Source organism: Nocardia farcinica, assembly GCF_001182745.1.
In the GTDB taxonomy this organism is placed as follows: domain Bacteria; phylum Actinomycetota; class Actinomycetes; order Mycobacteriales; family Mycobacteriaceae; genus Nocardia; species Nocardia farcinica.
In genome coordinates this window covers 2,168,077-2,190,867 of record NZ_LN868939.1, presented here as the reverse complement: position 1 = coordinate 2,190,867, position 22,791 = coordinate 2,168,077, and the positions used below count along the sequence as shown (strand labels likewise).

The window sequence follows — 22,791 nt, the reverse complement described above, 5'->3', positions numbered from 1 at the left end:
ACCGCCTCGACGGAGTGCTCCGGCAGCCGGGCCAGGAATCCCGGCGCCCCGCCCGCCTCGGCGCGCGCCGGATCGCGCCCAGCGGGGCGCTCCGGTGCCGGTTCGCCGAGAACTGAGCGCACCGAGATGGACGCTCGACCATTCGGCCTCGCGTGTGCGACGATCGGGCACGTGAGCAGACCCGCTAACGATCAGCATCTGCGTGACCTCGCCCGGCTGCGGCGGGTGCGGGACCGGATCGACCGCGAGTACGCCCAACCGCTGGACGTGGAGGCACTGGCCAGGGCGGTCCACATGTCGGCGGGGCACCTGAGCAGGCAGTTCCGCCAGGCCTACGGCGAGTCGCCCTACAGCTACCTGATGACGCGCCGGATCGAGCGGGCGATGGCGCTGCTGCGGCGCGGCGACCTCAGCGTCACCGAGGTGTGCTTCGCGGTGGGCTGTTCCTCGCTGGGCACGTTCAGCACCCGGTTCACCGAACTGGTCGGCATGCCGCCGAGCGCCTACAAGCGCGAGGCCGCCGACGAGATGGCCGGGGTGCCCTCGTGCGAGTCGAAGAAGGTCGTCAGACCGGTCAGGAATCGAGAAGCGCGGGCCGCGACGGCGCGATTAGCGTGAGCGGCATGGACATCACCATTCACTCCTCGTTCCTCCCGCACGACGACGCCGAGGCCGCCCTCGCCTTCTACCGCGACACCCTCGGCTTCGAGCTGCGCAACGACGTGGGTTACGACGGCATGCGCTGGCTCACCGTGGGCCCGCCCTCCCAGCCGGGCATCAACATCGTGCTGCACCCACCGGCCGCCGACCCGGGCATCACCGACGACGAGCGCCGCACCATCACCGAGATGATGGCCAAGGGCACCTACGCCAGCATCCTGCTGGCGACCGATGATCTCGACGCCGCGTTCGAGAAGGTGCAGGCCGGTGACGCCGAGATCGTGCAGGAGCCCATCGAGCAGCCCTATGGTGTCCGTGACTTCGCCCTGCGGGATCCGGCGGGCAACATGATCCGTATCCAGCAACTGCGCTGACCCCCTCTTCCGATCGCACCCGATGGAGACCCGATGACCACGGCCCCGACCACGACGGAGACCACCGCGCGGCACGCCGCCGACAGCCACGATCTGATCCGCGTGCACGGCGCGCGCGAGAACAACCTCCAGGATGTCAGCGTCGAGATTCCCAAGCGCAGGCTCACGGTGTTCACCGGCGTGTCGGGGTCGGGGAAGAGCTCGCTGGTGTTCGGAACGATCGCCGCGGAGTCGCAGCGGATGATCAACGAGACCTACAGCGCGTTCGTGCAGGGTTTCATGCCGACACTGGCCCGCCCCGAGGTGGACTTCCTGGAAGGGCTGACCACCGCGATCATCGTCGATCAGGAGCGGATGGGCGTGAACGCCCGCTCCACCGTGGGCACCGCGACCGACGCCAACGCGCTGCTGCGCATCCTGTTCAGCAGGCTGGGCGAGCCGCACATCGGCTCGCCGCAGGCGTTCTCCTTCAACGTCGCCTCGATCAGCGGCGCCGGCGCGGTCACCCTGCAGCGCGGCGGCCAGACCATCCGTGAACGGCGCGACTTCGCCATCACCGGCGGCATGTGCCCGCGCTGCGAGGGCATGGGCAAGGTCTCCGACTTCGATCTGAGCGCCCTCTACGACGACAGCAAGTCGCTGGCCGAGGGCGCGCTCACCATCCCCGGCTACAGCATGGACGGCTGGTACGGGCGCATCTTCATGGGCTCGGGCTTCCTCGACCCGAACAAGCCGATCCGCAAGTACACCAAGCGCGAACTCAACGATCTGCTCTACAAGGAGCCCACCCGGATCAAGGTCGACAACGTCAACGTCACCTACGAGGGCCTCATCCCGCGCATCCAGAAGTCGTTCCTGTCCAAGGACCGCGAGGCGATGCAGCCCCACATCCGGGCGTTCGTCGACCGGGCGATCACCTTCCGCACCTGCCCGGAGTGCGAGGGCACCCGTCTCAACGAGGGCGCGCGGTCGTCGAAGATCAAGGGCATCAACATCGCCGACGCCTGCGCCATGCAGATCAGCGATCTGGCCGAATGGGTCCGCGGACTCGACGAGCCCTCGGTGGCGCCGTTGCTCACCACGCTCAAGCACACCCTGGACGGGTTCGTCGAGATCGGCCTGGGCTACCTGTCACTGGACCGCCCCGCGGGCACGCTCTCCGGCGGTGAGGCGCAACGCACCAAGATGATCCGGCACCTCGGTTCGGCGCTCACCGACGTGACCTACGTCTTCGACGAGCCGACCATCGGCCTGCATCCGCACGACATCCAGCGCATGAACGAGCTGCTGCTGCGGTTGCGCGACAAGGGCAACACGGTGCTGGTGGTCGAGCACAAGCCGGAGACCATCACCATCGCCGACCACGTGGTCGATCTCGGTCCCGGGGCGGGCACCGCGGGCGGCACCATCTGCTACGAGGGTGACGTGGTGGGGCTGCGCGCCTCGGACACCCTCACCGGCCGCCACCTCGGCTATCGCGCCTCGCTGAAGAAGTCGGTGCGCACCTCCACCGGCGCGCTGGAGATCCGCGGCGCGAACCAGAACAACCTGTGCGACGTCGACGTCGACGTGCCGACTGGGGTACTCACCGTGGTCACCGGCGTCGCCGGGTCGGGCAAGAGCTCGCTCATCCACGGCAACCTCGCCGGGCGCGAGGGCGTGGTGGTGGTCGACCAGACCGCGATCAAGGGGTCGCGCCGTTCCAACCCCGCCACCTACACCGGGCTGCTCGACCCGATCCGCAAGGCCTTCGCCAAGGTCAACGGCGTGAAACCGGCACTGTTCAGCGCCAATTCCGAGGGCGCCTGCCCGACCTGCAACGGCGCGGGCGTGGTCTACACCGACCTGGCGATGATGGCCGGGGTCGCCACCACCTGTGAACTGTGCGAGGGCAAGCGGTTCCAGGCGTCGGTGCTCGACTACAAGCTGGGCGGGCGCGACATCAGCGAGGTGCTGGCGATGCCGGTGACCGAAGCCGAGGAGTTCTTCGGCTCCGGCGAGGCGCGCACCCCCGCCGCGCACAAGATCCTGCAGCGCATGGCCGACGTGGGTTTGGGCTATCTGACCCTGGGCCAGCCGCTGACCACGCTGTCGGGCGGCGAGCGGCAGCGGCTCAAGCTGGCCACCCAGATGGCGGAGAAGGGCGGGATCTACATCCTCGACGAGCCGACCACCGGCTTGCACCTGGCCGACGTCGAGCAGTTGCTCGGGCTGCTGGACCGGCTGGTGGATGCCGGTAAGACGGTGATCGTCATCGAACACCACCAGGCCGTGATGGCGCACGCCGACTGGATCATCGACCTCGGCCCGGGCGCGGGCCACGACGGCGGCCGGGTGGTCTTCGAGGGCACTCCCGCCGACCTCGTCGCCGATCGTTCCACCCTCACCGGCACGCACCTGGCGAGCTACGTCGGAGCCTGACCGCCGGTCAGCAGCCGCTCGACGACCCGGCGGTAGCGCTCCGGGTCGATCGGCGGAATGCCCAGCAGCGCGCGCAGATACACGCCGTCGCCGACCAGCCGGATGATGTCGGCGCGCACCGGGTCGTCGATCTCCTCGTCCAGGCCGTCGGACCAGGAGACCATCAGGTCGGCGAGCGCGCGCTGCACCTCGTCGGCGTCGTCCTTGGCGTCGACGCTGCGCATGGTCGCCAGCATGGAACGGTAGAGCTCCATCTCCACCGCGTCGGCGACGTTGTCGGGATTCGGCGTCTGCAGGTACCACTCGGCGATCGAGACGCCCTTGGCCGTGGTGTCGGCCATCTGGTGCGCGGCGCGCTCCCCCAGTCGGCGGACCAGTCCCGCCAGCAGTGCGTCCTTGCTCTTGAAGTGGTAGAGCAGGCCCCCTTTGGAAACGCCCGCCGCCGCGGCGACGTTCTCCAACGTCACCTGTGACATGCCCTTTTCCAGCAGCAGGGCCTCCAGCGCGTTCAGGATCCGGTCGCGGGTGCTCGGCGTCACGGGCGCCGACTATACCGGCCGGACGGTCATGTCGTGTACTGTACCGTCTGGACGGTAAACCAACGACGACCAACGTCGAGAAAGTCACGGAAGTCGAGAACATCGATGAACCCCCAGACCACGACCCCGAGCACCGGCGTGCCCACCACCCCCGGCCCGCCGCCGCGCGCGACCGCGCGGGCATGGTGGGGTCTGGCCGTGCTGGCCCTGGCCCTGCTGCTGCTCTCGATCGACGCGACGGTGCTCGACCTCGCGGTCCCCGCGATCAGCGCCGACCTCGCGCCCACCACCCCGCAGCTGCTGTGGATCATCGACGTGTACTCGTTCGTGCTCGCCGGCCTGCTGGTGGTGATGGGCGACCTCGGCGACCGCATCGGCCGCCGCAAACTGCTGCTCATCGGCGCGGTCGGCTTCGGCCTGGCCTCCGCGGTCGCGGCCTGGGCGGTCTCGCCCGAGATGCTCATCGCCGCGCGCGTGCTCCAAGGTGTCGCAGGCGCCACCCTCATGCCCGCCACACTGGGCCTGATCCGCTCGATGTTCCTCGACCCGCGCCAGCGCACCATCGCCATCGCGGTGTGGAGCGCGATGGCCGGTGGCGGCGCGGCGGCCGGTCCGCTACTGGGCGGCTGGCTGCTCGAGCACTACTGGTGGGGCTCGGTGTTCCTGGTCAACCTGCCGGTCATGCTGGTGCTGCTGATGCTCGGCCCGGTGCTGATCCCGGAATCGCGCGACCCGTCACCCGGCCGGTTCGACGTGCCCAGCGCGGCGCTGTCGCTGCTGGCCCTGGTGCCGATCGTCTACGCGATCAAGGAAACCGCCGCGCACGGCCCGCGGCCGGTCCTCGCGTCGGCCGCCGCCGTGGGCGTGCTCGCCGCCGTGCTGTTCGTGCGCAGGCAGCGGCGGCTGCCGCGACCGATGCTGGACCTCACGCTGTTCGCGCGGCCGCAGTTCCGGGTCGCGGTCGTGACCAGCCTGCTGGCGGTCTTCGCGCTCGCCGGTGTGCTGTTCTTCGGCTCGCAGTATCTGCAGCTGGTGCTCGGCCGGTCGCCGTTGCAGGCCGGTCTGCTGTTGCTGCCCGGCCTGGCGGCCAGCGTGGTCGCCTCGCTGGCCGCGGCGTGGCTGGTGCAGCGCTGGCGGCCGGGCGCGGTGCTGGGCGGTGCGCTGGTGACGGCCGCCGCGGGAGCCGCGGTGTTCCTGCGGCTCGGCCCCGACGCCGCGACCAGTACCCTGCCGTTCATCCTCGGCTTCCTCGGGGTGGGCGCGGGTGTCGGTGTGGCGCTGACGGTGTCGTCGGATCTGGTGGTCAGCTCCGCCCCGCCGGAACGCGCGGGCGCGGCCGCCGCGGTCTCGGAAACCGCCTACGAGACCGGCATCGCCCTCGGCGTGGCCCTGCTCGGCAGCGTCGTGATGGCGATCTTCCGTGGCTCGCTCCCCGACCTGCCCGACACCGCACGCGAATCCCTGGGCGCCGCTACGGAATTCGCACGCGGCCTGCCGCAGGCCACCGCGGAGACGATGTTGACCTCGGTCCACGAGGCCTTCCTCTCCGGCGTCCACCTCGCCGCCACCGGCACCGCGACGATCCTGCTGATCGCCGCCTGGGTGGCCCTGCGCCTGCGGCCCGGCACGACCGAGCGGTGACGCCAGGCCACCGCCTCGGGGGCGCTGACCGGCTCAGGGCGTTGAGCGCCCTCAGTGCGCGTCGAAGCCCTGTTCGGTGATCAGGAGCATCTCGGGGTCGGTCGCCACGCCGGCAGTGCGCTCATCGCCCCCTCTGTCTCGGATCGGTCCAGCTCAATGCTGGGCGCGCGGGGGTGCCGTGTGGCGAGGGGTGGGGCGGCGCGACCACCAGGCGCGGGTGAGGGCCGGGAGGGCGACGCCGAGTTTGCGGGTGCGGCCGACGGTGGCGCGGGTGGCGAAGACGTTGTGGTCGGCGGCTTCGATGCGGTCGAGGATGGCGGCGTAGAGGCGGAACGCGGTGGCCACGCAGGGGCGGGCCATCGGGTCGAGCAGGGCGATACCGGGCTCGGCGGTGCGGTAGACCGCCCGGGTCATGGCGATCTGGTCGGTGAGGGCGGCACGGACCGCCGCGTCGGGGCGGCCGCGGGTGCGGCACCAGGCCAGGCGATCCCGGTCGACACCGTGCGCGGCGAGTTCGTCGGCGGGCAGATAGACGCGGCCACGGTCGAGGTCTTCGGCGACGTCGCGCAGGAAGTTGGTGAGCTGGAAGGCGTCGCCGAGCGCGGCGGCGAACGGAGCCGCCACGGCGGTGTCGGTGACGGTGCCGAGGACCGGCAGCAGTTGCAGGCCGATCACCTGAGCCGACCCGTAGGTGTAGCGCTGGAGGGCGGCGCGGGTCGGGTAGTCGCGGACCTCCAGGTCCATGCGCATGGACGTCAGGAAGGCCGCGAACAGCGCGGGGTCGATACGGTGGCGGCGCACGGTGTCGGCCAGTGCGGTCACGACCGGCTGAGCGGGCGCCGGTTGGGCGGGCGCGGCCGACTGGGCGGGCGCGACGGGTTGGCCGGGCCCGATCGGCTGAGCGGGCACGACGGGTTGGCCGGGCCCGGCCAGCTGAGCGGATACCGATTGAACGCGCACCGATCGGGCGAGCGCGGCGGTGAGTTCCCGCTCGGCCGTGTCGATGTGGGCACGGATGCGCGCGTCCGCGGCGAGGCCGGAACCGGGCGCGTCCCGATCGGGCAGATCGACCAGGTCGTCCACATGCCGCGCGAAACCGTAGAGCGCATGCACCGCGGGCCGCCGGTCCGGCGGCAGCAACCGGGTCGCCAGGAAATAGGTGCGCCCGTGCGCGGCGTTCAGCGCGCGGCACCGGGTGTAGGCGTGGCGCAGGGCGGGGTCGGTGATGCCCGCGGCATCGAGTTCACGCCGCGTCATGGCGGGCTCCCGTCGCTCGCACCCGAGCGGTCCCCCGTACCACGCCGGTGATCCGGTCCGCGGCCAGTTGCCCGGAGATCAGGGCGGTCGGCACGCCGACGCCGGGGGTCGTGCCCGAACCGGCGAGCACCACGTTGTCGAAGGCGCGGGGGAAGTTGCCCGGCCGGAACGGGCCGGTCTGGGTGAGCGTGTGGGCATAGCTGAACGGGGTGCCCGCGAACATGTCCGCGCGCGCCCAGTCGGCGGGAGTGATCGTCGCCAGGATCTGCGCGTCGGCCAGGCCCGGATGGACCCGTGCGGCGGCGACCGCGAGGACCTCGCGCAGATACCGCTCCCCGTCGGCGTCCCAGTCCAGGACCGAACCATCCCGGTGCACGGCGAGGTTCGGCACCGGCGCCAGCACCGAGACCAGATCGCGGCCGGGTGGGGCGAGACCGGGATCGGTGGCGGTGGGCCGGGTGATGAGCAGGGACGGGTCGCTCATGGTGCGCCCTTCGGTGATGAGTTCGTCGAAGGTTCGCCGCCAGGCCGCCCCGAACCCGATCGTGTGGTGGCCGATGTCGGCTCCGGCCGGCAACCCGACGTGCACGATCGCCGCCGAGGGCGCTGCCCGCAGCGGAACCACCCGGCGCGGCGCCGCACCGAGCAGGCGGTAGGTGAGGTGCGGTTCGGTCGTGGCGACCACCGCGTCGCAGGCCAGCCGCTCCCCCGCGGCCGTCCGGACCGCGGTGACCCGTGCGCCGGTGCGCTCGAACGCCGTCACCGCCGCGTCGTAACGCAGGTCCACCCCGGCGTCCACCGCGGCCGCGGCCAGCGCGTCCGGCAGCGCCCGCACTCCGCCGCGCGGAAAGTACACTCCCGCAACGGTGTCCATGTAGGCGATCACCGCGTACACCGCCAGCGCGCGCTGCGGCGCCACGCCCGCGTACAGCGACTGGAAACTGAACACCCGCCGCAGCCGTTCGTCGCGCAACATCTGCGCGATCTTCGTCTCGACCGAGCGGAATCCGCCGAGCGCGACCACCCGGGCGAGCGCGGGCGTCACCGCCGAGAGCGGGGAATCCAGGTTGGCCGCGATGAACCGTTCGTACTGCGCGCGATACAGCCTGCCCAGCCAGTTTCGCAGCCGCAGATAGCGATCCGCCTCCGCCGCACCCGCGAACCGCCGCACCTCCGCATACATCGCGTCGGGCTCGCTGTGCACGGCCAACCGGGTGCCGTCGGCGAAGCGCGCGTCGTAGGCCGGGTGCAGGGGCCGCAGGTCGAGGCGGTCGCCGAGGGTGTCGCCGACGGCCGCGAAGGTCTGCTCGAGGATGTCGGGCATGGTCAGCACGGTCGGCCCGGTGTCGAGCCGGTAGCCGCCGACGTCGAGCCGTCCGGCGCGTCCGCCGGGCACCGCCGCGCGTTCGAGCACGACGACCTCCCGGCCACGCCCGGCCAGGTGCAGTGCCGCCGACAGCCCCGCCAGCCCTGCCCCGATCACGACCACGCGATCTGTTCTCCCGCGCACGGTGCGCATCGAATCCTCCTCCGAGATGTCAGCGCGACCGGTCGGTGCACGCGTGGGCGAGATGGGTGAGCACCGCGCGGGCGCCCGGCTCTAGCCCGGCGATCGCGGCGAGCCCTTCGCGCAGCCGGTGCGCGATCAGCAGTTCGAGCCGCCGTGGCGCGCCGGTCTCCGCGATCACCCGCACGTACCGGGCGATCTCCTCGGCACCGAGTTCCGGCAGTTCGGCCAGCCGTGCCAGCTCCCGCCGCGTCACGCCGTCGGCGTATTCGCGGGCCAGCACCACCACGGTGGTGGCCTTGCCGTTGCGCAGGTCCGCCCCGACCGGCTTGCCGGTCGCGCCCGGATCGCCGAAGACGCCGAGCAGGTCGTCGCGCACCTGGAACGCCTCCCCGATGGCGACCCCGTACCGGCCGAGCGCCGCGAGCACCGCCGGCGGTGCCCCGGCCAGCTCCGCCCCCAGCTCCAGCGGTCGGCGCACGGTGTAGTGCCCCGACTTCGCCCGCGCCACCGCCAGCACGTCGGCCAGTGCCGGCCGCCGCCGCGCGTCGTTCACCAGGTCGCGGAACTGCCCGACCGCCAGTTCGCTGCGCATGGCGTCGTAGCGGGGCAACGCCCTGGCCAGTGCGGCGGCGTCCACCCCGCTCTCGCGCAGCAGCTGCTCGGCCCACACCAGGCACAGGTCGGCCGCCAGCGTCGCCGCGGACTCGCCGAAGCGGTCCGACGATCCCGAAAGTCCTTGCCGCGCATGCCACTGCGCGAACCGGACGTGCGCTGCGGGCCGGCCGCGCCGCCGCGCGGACTCGTCCATCACGTCGTCCTGCATGAGCGCGAAGCAGTGCAGCAGTTCCGCGCTCGCCGCCGCGCGGATCGCGGCCGCGCCGACCGGCGCCACGGTCGACCAGCCCGCCAGGTGCAGCGCCGAACGCAGGTACTTGCCGCCCGCGACGAAGTCGCCGATCACCTGTCCCAGCACGGCGGTTTCTGGCGCGCCCAGGTGCTCGCGGCGGCGCGCGCGCACGAAATCGTCGAGCACGCGCGCGGTGTCGTCGCGCATCCGGGTGCACCACGCGGCCGGATGCTCGGGCACCGGAGGCGCCTCGGTATGCACCGGCCGGTCGATCATCGTCTCGCCCGCCATGTCGGACTCCAGTTCTCGCATCGGTCTCGCATCGAAAATGCCGAGGCGGCCGGACTCGGCCGACCGCCCCGACGGCTGCCCGCGTTACCGCGGCAGCGCGTTGTCCAGCAGGTAGTACAGCTGAACGAGCGGGTCGTGAACGAGCTGGAAGATCATCTCGAACGCCTCACGCACGGCGATCACCTCTCTCGGTTGAAGTGCGATACGAGCAGACTACCCGCAAAACGATGCATAAACGATTCAACCGGCGAGAAATGAAAAGGCGGGCATCTCCACCGGGGAGACACCCGCCCGACGCGGGACCGATCAGTCCTCGGCGACCTGCACGGTCACGTCGATGTTGCCGCGCACGGCGTTGGAGTACGGGCAGACCTGATGCGCCTTGTCGGCCAGGGCCTGCGCCTGCTCGGCACTCAGGTGCGGCAGCGACACCTCGAGCGTGACGGCCAGCTGGAAGCCGCCCGCCTCGTTCGGGCCGATGCCGACCTTCGCGCCGACCGCCGAGTCGTCGATGTTCGCGCCCTCGCTCTTGCCGACCAGCCGCAGCGCGGAATGGAAGCAGGCCGCGTACCCGGCCGCGAAGAGCTGTTCGGGGTTGGCGCCCTCGCCGGAGCCGCCCAGCGCGGGCGGGGCCGCCAGCTTCAGGTCGATGGTGCCGTCGGTGGTGCGGCTGCGGCCGTTGCGCCCGTCGCCGGTGGCCAACGCTTCGGCGGTGTAGAGGACCTGCATCGTTTACTCCTTCGGGGAATCGGCGGACGTGAGTGCCCGCGTCAGGCGGCGCAGCGTCGTGCGCAGCGCCGCGAGTTCATCGAGCGACATACCGGTCGCCTCGGCCAGCTCGCGGGGAATGTCGCAGGCTCGCGCGCGCAGCGCCCGGCCCCGGTCGGTCAGCCGGATCTCCACCCGCCGCTCGTCGGCGGTCGAGCGCACCCGCTCCACCAGCCCCGACGCGGCCAGCCGCTTCAACAACGGCGAGACGGTGCCGGTGTCCAACGCCAGCTCCTGACACAACTCCCCCACGCTGCGCCCGTCCCGCTCCCACAACACCAGCATCACCAGGTACTGCGGATACGTCAGTCCCAACCCCTCCAGCAGGGGCCGATACACCGCCGTCATCGCCCGCGAGGCCGCATACAGCGGAAAGCAGACCTGCTGATCGAGCGCCAGTTCATCACCCACCCCAAGAACAGTAGCCCACAACTATGTTGTGCACAACACGAATGAGCCCACAACTTCTCCGCTTGACCTTCACATCGTGACAAGGTCTTCACTGGGGGTCGGAGGTGGTCGATCATGAACCCGACGGACGGGAAACCCCAGGTCACACAGGTGATGGCGGCGTTGGCGGCCGGAAATTCGTCCACGCGGCTGGCGGCGGCGATGGCGGCGGGCACGCATCCCGACCCCGCGCTGCTGGAGACGCTGGTGCGGCGGTGCGCGGTGGAGCCGGACTTCTTCGTGCGCGACATGCTCACCTGGGCGCTGACCCGGCTGCCCGCCGACCGCACCGTGCCGCGACTGCGGACCGAGCTCGAGTCCGCGCGGCCCCAGGCGCGCAGTCAGGCGCTGCACACGCTGTCCAAGATCGGTGACAAGTCGGTGTGGCCGGCGATCACGCGGGCGCTGCTGCAGGACGCCGACGACGAGGTCGCGCGCAGCGCGTGGCGCGCGGCGGTCGTGCTCGTGCCGGAGGGGCAGGAAGCGGCCTTGGCCGCCGAGCTGGCCACCCAGTTCGGCCGCGGTGACCGGGAGGTGCAGCGCAGCCTGAGCCGGGCGTTCGTCGCGCTCGGCGCGGCGGTCGAACCGGTGCTGCACGCGGCGATGAACAATGGCGAGGCGAACAGGCGCGCCCATGCCCGCGCGACCGAACAGCTGTTGCGCGATCCAGAGGCCGGATTCGACCTCGCGGTGGCGGAGGCGAAGCGGGTGGTCGCGCTCGGCCCGGACCGGAAGGAGTGACCGCGTGCTGATCGGTGAGGTCGCGCGCCGCTCGGGGGTGAGTGCCCGGATGCTGCGGCATTACGACGCCCTCGGGCTGGTGCGGCCGACGGGCCGCACCGTCGGCGGCTACCGGGAGTACTCCCCGGCCGACATCCGGCGGATCTTCCACGTGGAGGGGCTGCGCACCCTCGGGTTGTCACTGAGCCAGATCGCCCGCGCGCTCGACGACCCGGGGTTCGCTCCGGCCACCCTGGTCGGCGACCTCATCCGCAAGACGGAGGAACGCCTGCACCGCGAACAGGAACTGCTCGACCGGTTGCGCCGGGTCGACGCCGCCGACCCGGCCGACTGGCAGGACGTGCTACGCCTGGTCCAGCTGCTGCGCGGCCTCACCTCGCCGAACGCCGCGCACCGGCAACAGGCGGTGCTCGCCCCGGCCGACGACGCGGGGCTGCCCGCCGAACTCCTCGCCGAGGCGCTGCTCACCGAAACCGACCTCAACGTCGCGGGCGCGCTGCGGTGGGCCCTGGCCCGCGCCGACGGCGACGCGGTCACCACCCTCGCCGCCGGCCTGCGCTCGACGGACGCCCAGGTCCGGCGGCGAGCGGTGCACGCGCTCGGCGAGCTGTCCTCGGCCGAGGCGACCGCCGCGCTCACCGCCGCGCTCGACAGCGACGACCCGGCGATCCGCCGCCACGCCGCCCTCGCGCTCGGTGCGCGCGGGGAGACCGGCGCCGTGCCGGTCCTGATCGACACCGTGGTGACCGGCCCGAACGACGTCGACGCGGCCGAACGACTCGGCGCGCTCGCGCAGGATCCCGCGTGGGCGGACCGGATCATAACCGGACTCGTGCGCGAACTCGACTCTCCCACAGCAGATTCCGACACCCGGGTGCGATTGACTCAAGCGCTGGCCGAACTACCGGGCACCCTGGCGGCCGACACCCTCCGGCGCTTGGCCCACGACGACGACCCGGCCGTCGCCCGCATCGCGACGGCCCTGGCCGCCGTCCACGCGGCCCGTGCCGAGGGGTGAACGAACCGGCGGTACCCCACACGCCGACCGCTCGGGCGCGGGCCGGAGTTCTGCGTCCACCGGTGTGATACTGGCGACATGCACAGGATCTTCACCACCAGCTTCGCCTCGGTGTATCCCCACTACGTCACCAAAGTGGAGGGCAAAGGCCGCACGAAGGCCGAACTGCACGAGGTGATCGAGTGGCTGACCGGGTTCGACGAGGCCGCCCTCGCCGCCCACCTGGACGCCGGGACGACCTTCGCGGATTTCTTCGCCGCCGCGACGATCAACCCGAACGCCGCCCTGATCACCGGCTCGGTGTGCGGGGTGAAGGTGCAGGAGGTCGAGGATCCGCTCATGCGGCAGATCCGCTACCTCGACAAGCTCGTCGACGAACTCGCCAAGGGCCGTCCGATGGAGAAGATCCTGCGCCACCCCTGAGGCGGGTTCAGCACCGGTTGTCCAGGGTTTCGCTCATCACAATTCCAATTGTCGTTCCGGCTGGCACGCCCGGCTTGCATGGTCTGGTCCCCCACCACGACGATTTTGGAGCATGCGTTGAGATTCCCTCGGGTACTGACCGTCACCGCCTTGGTTGCCGCCGCGACACTGGGCTTGACGGCCTGCGGCGCCGACGAGGCGAACTCCGGCGACGTGGTGCGCATCGGCACCACCGAGAGCGATCCGTCGTGGGACGTGTTCGAACAGAAGGCGCGCGAGCAGGGCATCACCCTGCAGATCACCAACTACTCGGACTACTCGCAGCCGAACATCGCGCTGTCGCAGCGGCAGATCGATGTCAACCTGTTCCAGCACCTGCAGTTCCTCGGCGAGTACAACGTCGCGAACAACGCCGACCTCACCCCGATCGGCGCCACCCAGATCGTGCCGCTCGGCCTGTATTCCAAGAAGCACACGTCGCTGGCCGACATCCCCGCGGGCGGGGAGATCGCGGTGCCCAACGATCCGTCGAACCAGGCGCGGGCCCTGTTCGTGCTGCAGGCCGCGGGTCTGGTGAAGCTGTCCTCCGACACCCGCACCCCCTCCCCCGCCGACATCGACCGCGATGCCTCGAAGGTGCGGGTCACCCCGGTCGACGCCGCTCAGACCGCACTGTCGCTGAACTCGGTGGACGGCTCGGTGATCAACAACACCTTCCTGGAGCGCTCCGGCGTCGACCCGAAGTCGGCGCTGTTCAAGGACGACCCGTCCAGCCCCGGCGCCGAGCCCTACATCAACGCCTTCGTCACCCGCGCCGAGGACAAGGACGACCCCACCTACCAGAAGCTGGTGGAGATCTGGCACGACCCGCAGGTGCAGGCCGCGGTGGCCGAGTCGTCGAAGGGCACCTCGGTGGAGGTGCGACGCAGCGGCGCGGAGCTGGAGCAGATCCTGCAGCGCGTGCAGCAGACCATCCGCGACGGACAGTGAGCGACGCACCGGCCGTCGAATTCCGCTCGGTCAGCAAGGTTTTCCGGACGGGCAAGCGCGAGCACACCGTCCTGCACGAGATCGACCTGCGGATCGAGCGCGGCGAAATCCTCGGTGTGATCGGCTATTCCGGCGCGGGCAAGAGCACCCTCGCCCGGCTGATCAACGGCTTGGAGAAGCCGACCGCGGGCACGATCGAGGTCGCCGGCACGCCCATCACCGGCGTGCCGGAGGCGCGGGTGCGGCAGCTGCGCCGCGACATCGGCATGATCTTCCAGCAGTTCAACCTGTTCCGCTCGCGCACGGCCGCGGGCAACATCGAGTACCCGCTGAAGGTGGCGGGTTGGCCGCGGGCGAAACGCAAGGCGCGCGTCGCCGAGCTGCTCGAGTTCGTCGGACTCTCGGACAAGGCGCGCAGCTACCCCGACCAGCTCTCCGGCGGCCAGAAGCAGCGCGTCGGCATCGCCAGGGCGCTGGCCACCTCGCCCGCGCTGCTGCTCGCCGACGAGGCGACCTCCGCCCTCGACCCGGAAACCACCGGTGAGGTGCTGGCCCTGCTGCGCAAGATCAACACCGAGCTCGGCGTGACCATCGTCGTGATCACCCACGAGATGGACGTGATCCGGGCGGTCGCCGACCGGGTGGCGGTGCTGGCCGACGGGCGGATCGTGGAGCTGGCGAGCACCTTCGACGTCTTCGCCGCCCCGCGCTCGGCACCGGCCCGCGCCTTCGTCGACACGGTCCTGCACAACCGTCCCGCCCCCGAGGAGTTGCGTCGCCTCGACGCCCTGCACACCGGCCGGCTGGTGACCGTCGACGTCGACGACAAACGCGGCATCGGCGCCGCCCTCACCACCGCCGCGCGGGCCGGGGTGCGGTTCGAGGTGGTCTACGGCGGGGTGAGCACCTTGCAGGACAAGACCTTCGGCAGCATCACCCTCGCCCTCGACGGCCCCGACGACGCCGTCGCCGCCGTGCTCGCCGCCCTCGACGAACGCTGAGGAAAGACATGCAGACCGACTGGGACAAGTTGCGCCCGATCCTCACCGAGGCCGTCGGCACCACCGTCTACCTGGTGCTGGTGACCTTCGTGGTGGGCGGGCTGATCGGGCTGGCCCTCGGCACCGCCCTCTACACCACCCGCAAAGGCGGCCTGCTGGCCAACGCGCCGGTGAACTGGGTGCTCAACGTGCTGGTCAACATCGTGCGCCCGATCCCGTTCATCATCCTGCTCGCCGCCCTCGGCCCGATCACCCTGGAGGTGGTCGGCACCACCATCGGCACCGAGGCGGCGGCCTTCGTGATGATCGTGGCGGCCTCGTTCGGCATCGCCCGCATCGTGGAGCAGAACCTGGTGACCGTCGATCCCGGCGTCATCGAGGCGGCGCGCGCCGTCGGGGCCGGGCCGCTGCGGATCATCCTGACCCTGCTGATCCCCGAAGCCCTCGGCCCGCTGATCCTCGGTTACACCTTCGTCGTCATCGCCATCGTCGACATGTCCGCGATGGCGGGCACCGTCGGCGGCGGCGGCCTCGGCGACTTCGCCCTGGTCTACGGCTACCAGCGGTTCGACTGGGAAGTCACCCTGGTCGCCACCCTGATCATCATCGCGGGCGTGCAGGCCGTCCAGTTCTTCGGCAACTGGGCGGCCCGCAAGGTGCTGCGCCGCTGAACTCGCGAGGCCGCTACCCCCGGCGGCCGCGCAGGTAGTCGCGCACCACGGCCGCGCCGAGGCCGTCGAGGTCGGGGGCCACCACGCGGCCGCCGCTGCGCCGGGCCATCAGGTCGACGAAGGCGGCCAGCCGCGGGTCCTCGCCGAGCATGAACACCGTCACCGACGCGCCGAGCTTGGCCAGCGCGTCGACCTGCGCCATCGTCACCGCCAGGGTGCGGGGGGCGGGCGGCCAGAAGAAGAACGGTTCGCCGTCGAGTTCGAGGTGGGCGGTGGGTTCGCCGTCGGTGACGACCAGCACCACCGGCACCGCGTCCGGGTGGCGGCGCAGGTGCCGGGCGGCCAGCAGGAGCGCGTGGTGCAGGTTGGTGCCCTGCTCCCACACCGCGTCCAAGGCGGTCAGCTCACCGATGTCGACGGTGCTCGCCTCCCGCCCGAAGGTGATCAGGCTCAACGCATCCGAACGGAAACGGGTGCTGATGAGCTGGTGCAACGCCAGCGCGGTGCGCTTCATCGGCACCCATCGCCCGTCCTGCACCATCGACCACGACGTGTCCACACACAGCGCCACCGCCGCGCGGGACCGCTGCTCGGTCTCCATGATCTCCACGTCGGCCACATCCAGCCGCACCCGGCGGCTGCCGGTCGAGGCCGAGCGCAGGACCGCGTTGCGCACCGTGCGCGGCACATCCCACGGTTCGGTGTCGCCGAACCGCCACGGCCGCGAACCGCCGGTGGGCTCGCCCGCCGCGCCGGCGCGCGCGGTGTCGCGTTCACCGCGCTTGGCCCGCAACTGACCGACCACGTCGCGCAGCGCCACCTCACCGAGGCGGCGTAGTGCCTTGGGGGTCAATCGCAGCGACCCGTCGGGAGCCCGCTCGAACATGCCCTGCCTGCGCAGTTCGCGTTCCAGGTCGGCGAGCCTGCGCGCGTCCACGCGGGCGTCCTCGCCGAGGTGGCGTTCCAGCGCGTCGAGGTCGATGTCCTCGAGCCGCGCGCCGGGGTAGGACTGGGCGAGCTGTTCGGCGAGCGCGTCGAGTTCGGCCAGATCCTGCAACGCCTGCGCGCCCTCGCCCAGCCCGAGCGGGTCCTGGCCGCGGAAGCGTTGCGCCGACTCCCAGTCCTCCCCCGGACGCAGCGCGCGGAGATTGGCGTCGAGGGCGGCGATCTGCGCGGCGAGGCGGGGATCACCGAAGGCCTGGCCGATCAGCTCGGACAGTTCCGCCCGCTGCTGGTCGGTCATCGAGTTCATCATGCGCTGCGCGGCGGCGGCCCGCGCGGCCAGCGCGTCGACCAGTTCCTCGGTGTCGCGCGGATTCTCGGGGAAGAACTCGCCGTGCTCGGCCATGAAGTCGGCGAACTGCTCGCCGGTGTCCTCGCCGCGGCCGTGCGCGGCGAGCAGGTCGTTGAGATCCGACATCATCCGCCGGACCCGTTCAACATCCTCGGGCGTCGTGCTCCGCAACGCCTCCTTCATGCCCTGGAAGCGCGATTCCAGCAGTTCCCGGCCGAGCAGATCCCGGATGCGCTGATAGTTCTCCCGGCCGGTCTCCGAGCGCCACGCGTAGTCGGCCAGTTCCCCGACGGCGGCGGCCGTGCTCGACGGCAGCGCGTCGAGCTGGGCCTCGGCGAAGCGGGCATCGTCGGACGGGTCAGGGAACAGCGCCCGCCGCTCGGCGGCGAGTGCCTCCTCCAGCAGTTCCCGCACCTGTTGCAGGGTGCCGTCGAGCCGGTGCCGCCGGGAGATCTCCGCGCGCCGCTGCCACAGCCTGCGAGTCAGGTCCTCCAGCCCACGCAGCCCGTTCGTGCCGCGGCGCAGCAGTTCCTCGAGCGCCGTGCGCGGCGAGCTGCCCTCCATCACCTCGCGGCCGATCGCGTCCAAGGCCGCGCGCAGGTCCAGCGGCGGCGCGAGCGGGTCGGGGCCCTCGTGATAGGGGCCGTAGGAGTAGCGGTCCGGTGTGGTCATGAGCGGCCGTAGACGGCGGTGCCGCCATCGGAGTCCTTGGCGATCTCGCGCGCCAGATACAGCGACTCCAAAGCGAATTCGACGGCCGAGGCGATGCGGGCGGGCGGGCCGTCGGTGCCCGCGCCGAGCCGGTCGGCCACCTCGTGCAGCACCGGCAGCTCGGGCAGCGCGGCGAGCACCTCCGCACCGGGCACCCGCTCACCGGTGGTGACCAGGTGACCGTCGGCCACCGCCGCCACCAGCGGCCGCAGGTCCAGCCCGCCCAGCCGGTCACGCGCGGTCTCGGCGAACGAGCGGCGCAGCAGATGCGTCAGGTGCTCCTGTTCGCGCCCTTCCTCTCCGGACTCGAACTCGAGCTTGCCGCGCAACACCGCGGGCACGGCCTCCAGATCCACCGGCCGGGCGACCGCGGGATACTCGCCGGTCAGCGCCGACCGTCGCAGCGCGGCCGCGGCCAGCGTCTCCGCCGCCGCCACCGCGAACCGCGCCGACACGCCGGAACGCTGGTCGATCGCCGACGAATCGCGCAGGTGCCGCACGAACCGAGCCAGCACCTCGATCAGCGGATCGCCGACCTCGGCGACCAGATCGGCTTCCTGGCGCACCAAATCCATCTCCGCGCGCATGTCCAGCGGATAGTGGGTGCGGATCTCGGCGCCGAAGCGGTCCTTGAGCGGGGTGATGATGCGGCCGCGGTTGGTGTAGTCCTCGGGGTTGGCGGTGGCGACGAGCAACACGTCCAACGGCAGCCGCAGGGTGTAGCCGCGGACCTGGATGTCGCGCTCCTCCATCACGTTGAGCAGCGCGACCTGGATCCGCTCGGCCAGGTCGGGCAGCTCGTTGACGGCGACGATGCCGCGGTGGGCGCGCGGCACCAGGCCGAAGTGGATGGTCTCGGGGTCGCCGAGGCTGCGGCCCTCGGCCACCTTCACCGGGTCGACGTCACCGATCAGGTCACCGACGGACGTGTCGGGGGTGGCCAGCTTCTCGGCATAGCGCTCGGACCGGTGCCGCCAGGCCACCGGCAGGTCGTCGCCCAGTTCGGCGGCCAGCCTGCGGCCGGCGGGCGTGATCGGATCCAGCGGGTGCTCGCCCAGTTCGGTCCCGGCGATCACCGGCGTCCACTCGTCGAGCAACCCGGCCAGCGTGCGCAGCAGCCGGGTCTTGCCCTGGCCGCGCTCGCCCAGCAACACCACGTCGTGGCCCGCCAGCAGCGCCCGCTCGAGCTGCGGCAACACGGTGCGGTCGAACCCGACGATGCCCGGCCACGGCTCACCACCGGAGGCCAGCAACGCCAGCAGGTTCTCGCGGATCTCGGTCTTCACCCCGCGGGGCTGGTAGCCCGCCGCGCGCAGTTCACCGGCGGTGGTGGGCAGATCTGTCGGAACAGTCACCCCATCGAAACTACGACTGTTTCGCCGCGCGGTCGACGCGAAGCGGGCAGCGGGGCTGTTCACCCGTCGCGAACTCGACCTGTGCAGGACGGCCGAGGAACGAGGGCGGATGTGCCCATCGACCCCTCCGGCAGCGCCCAACCGGTCCGGGACCGTGCCCGATGCCAATTCAGCCGGACGAGCCCGCGTGCCGCCGCCGTCGCTCAGGCCGCGAGCGAGTAGGCGGCCGACCGGTTGCCCGCGCGGACCAGCAGGCGCCCGAGCACCTCGGCCACCTGACCCGGCTCCTCGAGGATCACCGAATGCCCGGCGCCGTCGACGATGACCAGGTCCGAGTATTCGACCGCCGCCGCCATCGCCACCGAATGCGCGGGCGGGGTCATCAGATCCGCCGAACCGCACAGCACCACCGTCGGCACCGCGGAGAGCACCGGCAGCGCGTCGGTGCGGTCGTAGCTCATGAACGCGCTGAGGAAGCTCGCCATCGTGACGATCGAGGTCTCGTTGTGCATCGCGTTCGCCAGGGCGAGCACCTGCGGGCTGACCGCGCGATCACCGAACTCGGCGGTACGGATCACCGGCGCGAAAAGCTTGCAGGCCAGCAGTTTCGCCCGCTGCATCAGCCGCGGCGCGCGCCGCACCGCCCACTGGAACGCCGACACCACCGGGTTGCGCAGCAGCCGCCCGAACCCCGCGTCGGCGATCCCGCTCGCCGCCGTCGCCAGCAGCGCGACACCCACCACCCGGGTGCCGATCTCGCGCGGATACCGGCCGGCGTAGGTCAGCACCGTCATCCCGCCCATCGAGTGGCCGGCCAGCACGACCGGGCCGACCGGCACCAGCGTGTCGAGCACCGCGCGCAGATCGCGGGCGAGCCGGTCGAGCTGGTAGGTGTGACGGGGCGCGGCGGCGGAGTCACCGTGGCCGCGATGGTCGTAGCAGAGCACGCGGGCGTGCGGGTGGCGGCGCAGCAGCTCGTCGCGCACCGCGGTCCACGACTCAGAACGCAGGCAGTGCCCGTGCACGAGGACGACGGTCAGTTCGGCGTCGCGCGGCCCGTACTCGCGGACGGCCAGCGCCACCCCGTCGTCGGTGGTGACCGTGACGCGCCGCTCCGCCGCGGCGGCGAGGATGCGAGGCTGACTCATGGCGGGCTCCGGTTCCTGAAGGGGAGATGTCCCACTCTCCCGGACCCGCGCCCGCCCCGGCAGACCCTCCGGTGCTGGTTTCCCCTCCCCCGAGGTGGCGGGAAACCCCACCCCGGGTGGGGCCTAGTTCAGCAACGCGGCACAGGCGCGACGGCACCGGCGACAGGTCTGCGCGCACACCCGGCAGTGCTCGTGGTGCTCGCTGTGCTTGGCGCACTCGTCGGCGCAGGTCGCGCACGCCTGCACGCAGGCACGCAGCAACGCCGTCACCAGCGACCGATCCCGCCCCGAATGCCGTGACAGCACCCGCCCGGTCGCATCACACACCTCCGCGCAGTTCATGGTCACCCCGATGCAGCGCACCAACTCCCCCGCGTCCGGCTCGCTCACACACGCGTCCGCGCACGCCGTGCACGCCTGAGCACAGCTGAAACACTCCTCGATGCAGTCCGCCAGCGCCTGCTTGTCCGGACCGAGGTCGGCGGGAAAGGTCTCCAGCATCTCCATCGCCTGCGTCACGGTCGCCTCCTTCGCTCGTCTCCCACTACGGCAGCCGCGTACCCGAGCGACCAACGACCTGACGAGCGCGCGGCCATCCGCTGATCGACGGGAACAAGCGCTCGGCGATCGCGGACGGCCTTTCGGTCAGCCCGTGATCTTCAGCATGCGTCCGATCGTCGCCTGCCAGTACGACCCGTCGGGGGCGATGGTGCCGGTGAGTTGCAGCGGCTCGTCGAGCGGGGCGAAGCCGACCTGTCGGTGGGCGCGGCGCTCGCCGGTGTGGAAGTCGACGGCGGTGTAATAGACCGGGCCGAGCTGCTGGACGGGCCCGGCCGGGCCGTAGGCGAGGCCGTGGATGAGTCCGTCGGCGCGGGAGAGCCGCGGCAGCGACGCCATCCGGTCGGTGCTCTCCCAGACGCGATGGCAGCCGGACTCGGTGACGTCGATGCGGGTCATCCCACCGACGAAGGTGGCGTTCGGCGGATCGCTCGGACCGGAGGTCGCCATCGGCGGGTAGGCGAATCCGTAGGTGCTGGGAACGACCAGCGACGTGCCCCACGCCATCGGCGAGTTCTCGGTGCCCTGGCCGGAGGTCTCGAAGGCGGGCATCCGGCACACCGGCGCTCCGTCGTCGGCGCGGAAGACCAGCAACTCGGGCCGTTCGGCGTCGTCGACGATCGCCACCCAGGAGTCGTCCGGCCCGAAGTAGGTGGGGGTGGTGCCGGAGCCGGGCGCGAGCTGGCCGGGTTTGCGCGCGGCGCCCGCGGCGTAGTCGCGACGCCATCGCACCACCGGGGTGCCGGTGTCGTCGGCGCGCATCTCGTAGAGGGCGCGGGCGGTGAGAACCGAGGCGCCGTCGCGGCGGATGCTGAGCCCGTTGGTGAGCTTCTCGCCGTCGGGCAGCCGGGTGACGCCGACACGTCCGGCCGTGTCCACCGTGCCGACCACACCCTCGGTGGTGGCGAACCAGATCCGGCCCTGGAAGTCCGGGGCCACCGACGTGATGGCGTCGCCCTCCGGAATGTGCCGGGCCACGTCGATTCTCTCGTCGGCGAACAGCGTCCACCGGCCGTCCGCGTCGCGTCGATGCGCGACCTTGGTGATCGAGCCCGATCCGTCGGCGACCACCACGCGGTCGCGGCTGTCGAGGTAGCCGTAGACGCCGCCGAGCAGTCCCCCCTTCGTCAGCGGCAGTGACGCGAGCGGCGCGGCGGTCGCGGGATCGAACAGTTGCACGGTGGGCACGGCGACGTCGGGCGGCGCGAGGTTCACGAACGCGGTGCACAACGCCACCGGCATCCCGTCGGACCCGACGAACACCGCACTGCACGCCCCGCCCGGCACCGAGGACGCCGTCAGCCGACCGCTCGGCCCGGGGCCGGGGTGCGGGGTGGAGTCGGTGGAGGCGAGGTCACCGTGGATCAGTGCGGTGCCCGCCGGTCCCACGTCGGGAGTAGCCGGTGCGGCGGTCGCGAGGCCGGGGCCGGCGGCGATCATCGTCGCGACGAGTACCGGAATACCGAGGCGCGCAGCCTGTCTCACGCGAACCGATCCCCCGCCGATCATGCGCGTTCCGCCCGCGGCGCGATCGCGGTCTCCTGCAGTGCCAGCCACCGATCCCGCCGTCCCGGATCGGCGGCCAGGACAGCGGTGGTGCGCCGGAACTCCACCGCGCCACCGCTCCGATGCCCCTCCACGAACCGGACAACCACCAGACCGCCCGCCCGCCAGACCATTTCGACATCGGAGATCTCGATCACCAAGCCGGGCAGACTGTTCCGCGCGCCGCGCAGCCCGTTCCGTAACTCCTTCTTGCCCAGCACCGCGCCGTCGACGGTCACCATCGAGAAATCCTCGTGCTGGGTGGCGAGGAAATCGTCCAGCACCTGCGGGTCCGCGTCGGTCCCCAGCCAGGTGGCCAGCAGGCGGTGCACCGCCTCGACTTCCGCCCGCGGATCGAACCCGCTCGCGTCGCTCATGCAGCGCAGGTCGCTCATGCAGTGCAGGATAGCCGTCCGAGCACGCACCGACCCGGGCCCAGAAAACCTGGCGGAATCAGCGGGAAATCGAGAAGAGGGGAATCGAGAGGGGGAATCGAGAAGGGAAGGAGAGCGATCGACTCCTTTCCACTTTCAACATATAGCGCACCGGGGGCCTTGCGGCAAGACCCCGGTCATGCC

At 71.5% G+C, this 22,791-nt stretch carries 22 protein-coding genes; 10 read left to right on the top strand and 12 right to left on the bottom strand.

What is annotated here, in order from left to right; genetic code table 11:
* The first annotated feature begins 126 nt into the window (after positions 1-126).
* The 3 genes from AMO33_RS26825 to AMO33_RS26815 are packed head-to-tail and all read left to right on the top strand — an operon-like array spanning position 127 to position 3,455.
* On the top strand, positions 127-618 hold the full coding sequence (locus AMO33_RS26825) for a helix-turn-helix transcriptional regulator (RefSeq protein ID WP_011210927.1): 492 nt from the start codon (positions 127-129) through the stop codon (positions 616-618).
* Between the two features lie 5 nt (positions 619-623).
* Positions 624-1,034: a VOC family protein gene (locus tag AMO33_RS26820; protein WP_011210928.1), complete on the top strand. Its 411-nt coding sequence runs from the start codon at positions 624-626 to the stop codon at positions 1,032-1,034.
* 33 nt (positions 1,035-1,067) lie between these two features.
* Positions 1,068-3,455, top strand: coding sequence for an ATP-binding cassette domain-containing protein (locus AMO33_RS26815; RefSeq protein ID WP_060594714.1), 2,388 nt, complete (start codon positions 1,068-1,070; stop codon positions 3,453-3,455).
* Here the strand turns inward: AMO33_RS26815 and AMO33_RS26810 are convergent.
* Positions 3,440-3,994 (bottom strand): TetR/AcrR family transcriptional regulator, encoded by a 555-nt coding sequence (locus AMO33_RS26810; RefSeq protein WP_060594713.1) that lies wholly within the window; start codon positions 3,992-3,994, stop codon positions 3,440-3,442. The two genes, AMO33_RS26815 and AMO33_RS26810, sit on opposite strands and share 16 nt — an antisense overlap.
* 105 nt (positions 3,995-4,099) lie before the next feature.
* Between AMO33_RS26810 and AMO33_RS26805 the strand changes: the two genes are divergently transcribed.
* Entirely contained in the window at positions 4,100-5,635 is a 1,536-nt protein-coding gene (locus AMO33_RS26805; protein ID WP_060594712.1) for an MFS transporter, read from the top strand.
* Positions 5,636-5,788: 153 nt separating this feature from the next.
* Here the strand turns inward: AMO33_RS26805 and AMO33_RS26800 are convergent, their stop codons facing one another.
* The 5 genes from AMO33_RS26800 to AMO33_RS26780 form a co-directional block, all read right to left on the bottom strand.
* A complete protein-coding gene (locus AMO33_RS26800) occupies positions 5,789-6,892 on the bottom strand; it encodes a phytoene/squalene synthase family protein (protein WP_060594711.1) in 1,104 nt (367 codons plus the stop codon).
* Entirely contained in the window at positions 6,879-8,411 is a 1,533-nt protein-coding gene (gene crtI / locus AMO33_RS26795) for a phytoene desaturase family protein (protein ID WP_060594710.1), read from the bottom strand. The genes AMO33_RS26800 and crtI overlap by 14 nt, the downstream gene beginning before the upstream one ends.
* Positions 8,412-8,430: 19 nt before the next feature.
* Entirely contained in the window at positions 8,431-9,540 is a 1,110-nt protein-coding gene (locus AMO33_RS26790; protein ID WP_060595172.1) for a polyprenyl synthetase family protein, read from the bottom strand.
* Positions 9,541-9,846: 306 nt separating this feature from the next.
* Entirely contained in the window at positions 9,847-10,269 is a 423-nt protein-coding gene (locus AMO33_RS26785; protein ID WP_060594709.1) for an organic hydroperoxide resistance protein, read from the bottom strand.
* A gap of 3 nt (positions 10,270-10,272) precedes the next feature.
* A complete protein-coding gene (locus tag AMO33_RS26780) occupies positions 10,273-10,719 on the bottom strand; it encodes a MarR family winged helix-turn-helix transcriptional regulator (RefSeq protein ID WP_060594708.1) in 447 nt (148 codons plus the stop codon).
* 114 nt (positions 10,720-10,833) lie between these two features.
* Between AMO33_RS26780 and AMO33_RS26775 the strand changes: the two genes are divergently transcribed.
* From AMO33_RS26775 to AMO33_RS26750, 6 genes are all read left to right on the top strand, one after another.
* Complete coding sequence (locus AMO33_RS26775; protein ID WP_011210941.1) at positions 10,834-11,499, top strand: HEAT repeat domain-containing protein; 666 nt, start codon at positions 10,834-10,836, stop codon at positions 11,497-11,499.
* A gap of 4 nt (positions 11,500-11,503) precedes the next feature.
* Complete coding sequence (locus AMO33_RS26770; protein ID WP_060594707.1) at positions 11,504-12,517, top strand: HEAT repeat domain-containing protein; 1,014 nt, start codon at positions 11,504-11,506, stop codon at positions 12,515-12,517.
* Between the two features lie 78 nt (positions 12,518-12,595).
* Positions 12,596-12,940 carry a DUF2200 domain-containing protein gene (locus tag AMO33_RS26765; RefSeq protein ID WP_060594706.1) on the top strand — a complete coding sequence of 115 codons (345 nt, stop codon included), beginning with the start codon at positions 12,596-12,598 and terminating at the stop codon, positions 12,938-12,940.
* A 78-nt stretch (positions 12,941-13,018) separates the two neighbouring features.
* Positions 13,019-13,930 carry a MetQ/NlpA family ABC transporter substrate-binding protein gene (locus AMO33_RS26760; protein ID WP_086842428.1) on the top strand — a complete coding sequence of 304 codons (912 nt, stop codon included), beginning with the start codon at positions 13,019-13,021 and terminating at the stop codon, positions 13,928-13,930.
* Complete coding sequence (locus AMO33_RS26755; RefSeq protein WP_060594704.1) at positions 13,927-14,931, top strand: methionine ABC transporter ATP-binding protein; 1,005 nt, start codon at positions 13,927-13,929, stop codon at positions 14,929-14,931. Before AMO33_RS26760 ends, AMO33_RS26755 begins: the two co-directional genes overlap by 4 nt.
* Before the next feature lie 8 nt (positions 14,932-14,939).
* Positions 14,940-15,602, top strand: a complete 663-nt coding sequence (locus AMO33_RS26750) for a methionine ABC transporter permease (RefSeq protein ID WP_060594703.1) — start codon at positions 14,940-14,942, stop codon at positions 15,600-15,602.
* A gap of 13 nt (positions 15,603-15,615) precedes the next feature.
* Here AMO33_RS26750 and AMO33_RS26745 read toward each other — a convergent pair whose 3' ends face one another.
* From AMO33_RS26745 to AMO33_RS32015, 6 genes are all read right to left on the bottom strand, one after another.
* A complete protein-coding gene (locus AMO33_RS26745) occupies positions 15,616-17,568 on the bottom strand; it encodes a vWA domain-containing protein (RefSeq protein WP_060594702.1) in 1,953 nt (650 codons plus the stop codon).
* On the bottom strand, positions 17,565-18,962 hold the full coding sequence (locus tag AMO33_RS26740) for a sigma 54-interacting transcriptional regulator (RefSeq protein WP_011210948.1): 1,398 nt from the start codon (positions 18,960-18,962) through the stop codon (positions 17,565-17,567). Before AMO33_RS26740 ends, AMO33_RS26745 begins: the two co-directional genes overlap by 4 nt.
* Before the next feature lie 203 nt (positions 18,963-19,165).
* A complete protein-coding gene (locus tag AMO33_RS26735) occupies positions 19,166-20,110 on the bottom strand; it encodes an alpha/beta fold hydrolase (RefSeq protein ID WP_060594701.1) in 945 nt (314 codons plus the stop codon).
* Positions 20,111-20,233: 123 nt separating this feature from the next.
* Entirely contained in the window at positions 20,234-20,629 is a 396-nt protein-coding gene (locus AMO33_RS26730; RefSeq protein ID WP_060594700.1) for a four-helix bundle copper-binding protein, read from the bottom strand.
* A 126-nt stretch (positions 20,630-20,755) separates the two neighbouring features.
* Positions 20,756-22,177 carry a hypothetical protein gene (locus tag AMO33_RS26725; RefSeq protein WP_060594699.1) on the bottom strand — a complete coding sequence of 474 codons (1,422 nt, stop codon included), beginning with the start codon at positions 22,175-22,177 and terminating at the stop codon, positions 20,756-20,758.
* Positions 22,174-22,608 (bottom strand): hypothetical protein, encoded by a 435-nt coding sequence (locus AMO33_RS32015; RefSeq protein ID WP_240327330.1) that lies wholly within the window; start codon positions 22,606-22,608, stop codon positions 22,174-22,176. Before AMO33_RS32015 ends, AMO33_RS26725 begins: the two co-directional genes overlap by 4 nt.
* Positions 22,609-22,791 lie beyond the last annotated feature (183 nt).

Bases quoted from the DNA above. Each gene is read 5' to 3' on its own strand.
- AMO33_RS26805 (WP_060594712.1), top strand. From the start codon at position 4,100: ATGAACCCCCAGACCACGACCCCGAGCACCGGCGTGCCCACCACCCCC.
- AMO33_RS26750 (WP_060594703.1), top strand. From the start codon at position 14,940: ATGCAGACCGACTGGGACAAGTTGCGCCCGATCCTCACCGAGGCCGTC.
- AMO33_RS26825 (WP_011210927.1), top strand. From the start codon at position 127: ATGGACGCTCGACCATTCGGCCTCGCGTGTGCGACGATCGGGCACGTG.
- AMO33_RS26725 (WP_060594699.1), bottom strand. From the start codon at position 22,177: ATGATCGGCGGGGGATCGGTTCGCGTGAGACAGGCTGCGCGCCTCGGT.
- AMO33_RS26760 (WP_086842428.1), top strand. From the start codon at position 13,019: ATGGTCTGGTCCCCCACCACGACGATTTTGGAGCATGCGTTGAGATTC.
- AMO33_RS26735 (WP_060594701.1), bottom strand. From the start codon at position 20,110: ATGAGTCAGCCTCGCATCCTCGCCGCCGCGGCGGAGCGGCGCGTCACG.
- crtI (WP_060594710.1), bottom strand. From the start codon at position 8,411: ATGCGCACCGTGCGCGGGAGAACAGATCGCGTGGTCGTGATCGGGGCA.
- AMO33_RS26815 (WP_060594714.1), top strand. From the start codon at position 1,068: ATGACCACGGCCCCGACCACGACGGAGACCACCGCGCGGCACGCCGCC.
- AMO33_RS26765 (WP_060594706.1), top strand. From the start codon at position 12,596: ATGCACAGGATCTTCACCACCAGCTTCGCCTCGGTGTATCCCCACTAC.
- AMO33_RS26745 (WP_060594702.1), bottom strand. From the start codon at position 17,568: ATGACCACACCGGACCGCTACTCCTACGGCCCCTATCACGAGGGCCCC.
- AMO33_RS26820 (WP_011210928.1), top strand. From the start codon at position 624: ATGGACATCACCATTCACTCCTCGTTCCTCCCGCACGACGACGCCGAG.
- AMO33_RS32015 (WP_240327330.1), bottom strand. From the start codon at position 22,608: ATGAGCGACCTGCGCTGCATGAGCGACGCGAGCGGGTTCGATCCGCGG.
- AMO33_RS26785 (WP_060594709.1), bottom strand. From the start codon at position 10,269: ATGCAGGTCCTCTACACCGCCGAAGCGTTGGCCACCGGCGACGGGCGC.
- AMO33_RS26790 (WP_060595172.1), bottom strand. From the start codon at position 9,540: ATGGCGGGCGAGACGATGATCGACCGGCCGGTGCATACCGAGGCGCCT.
- AMO33_RS26800 (WP_060594711.1), bottom strand. From the start codon at position 6,892: ATGACGCGGCGTGAACTCGATGCCGCGGGCATCACCGACCCCGCCCTG.
- AMO33_RS26775 (WP_011210941.1), top strand. From the start codon at position 10,834: ATGAACCCGACGGACGGGAAACCCCAGGTCACACAGGTGATGGCGGCG.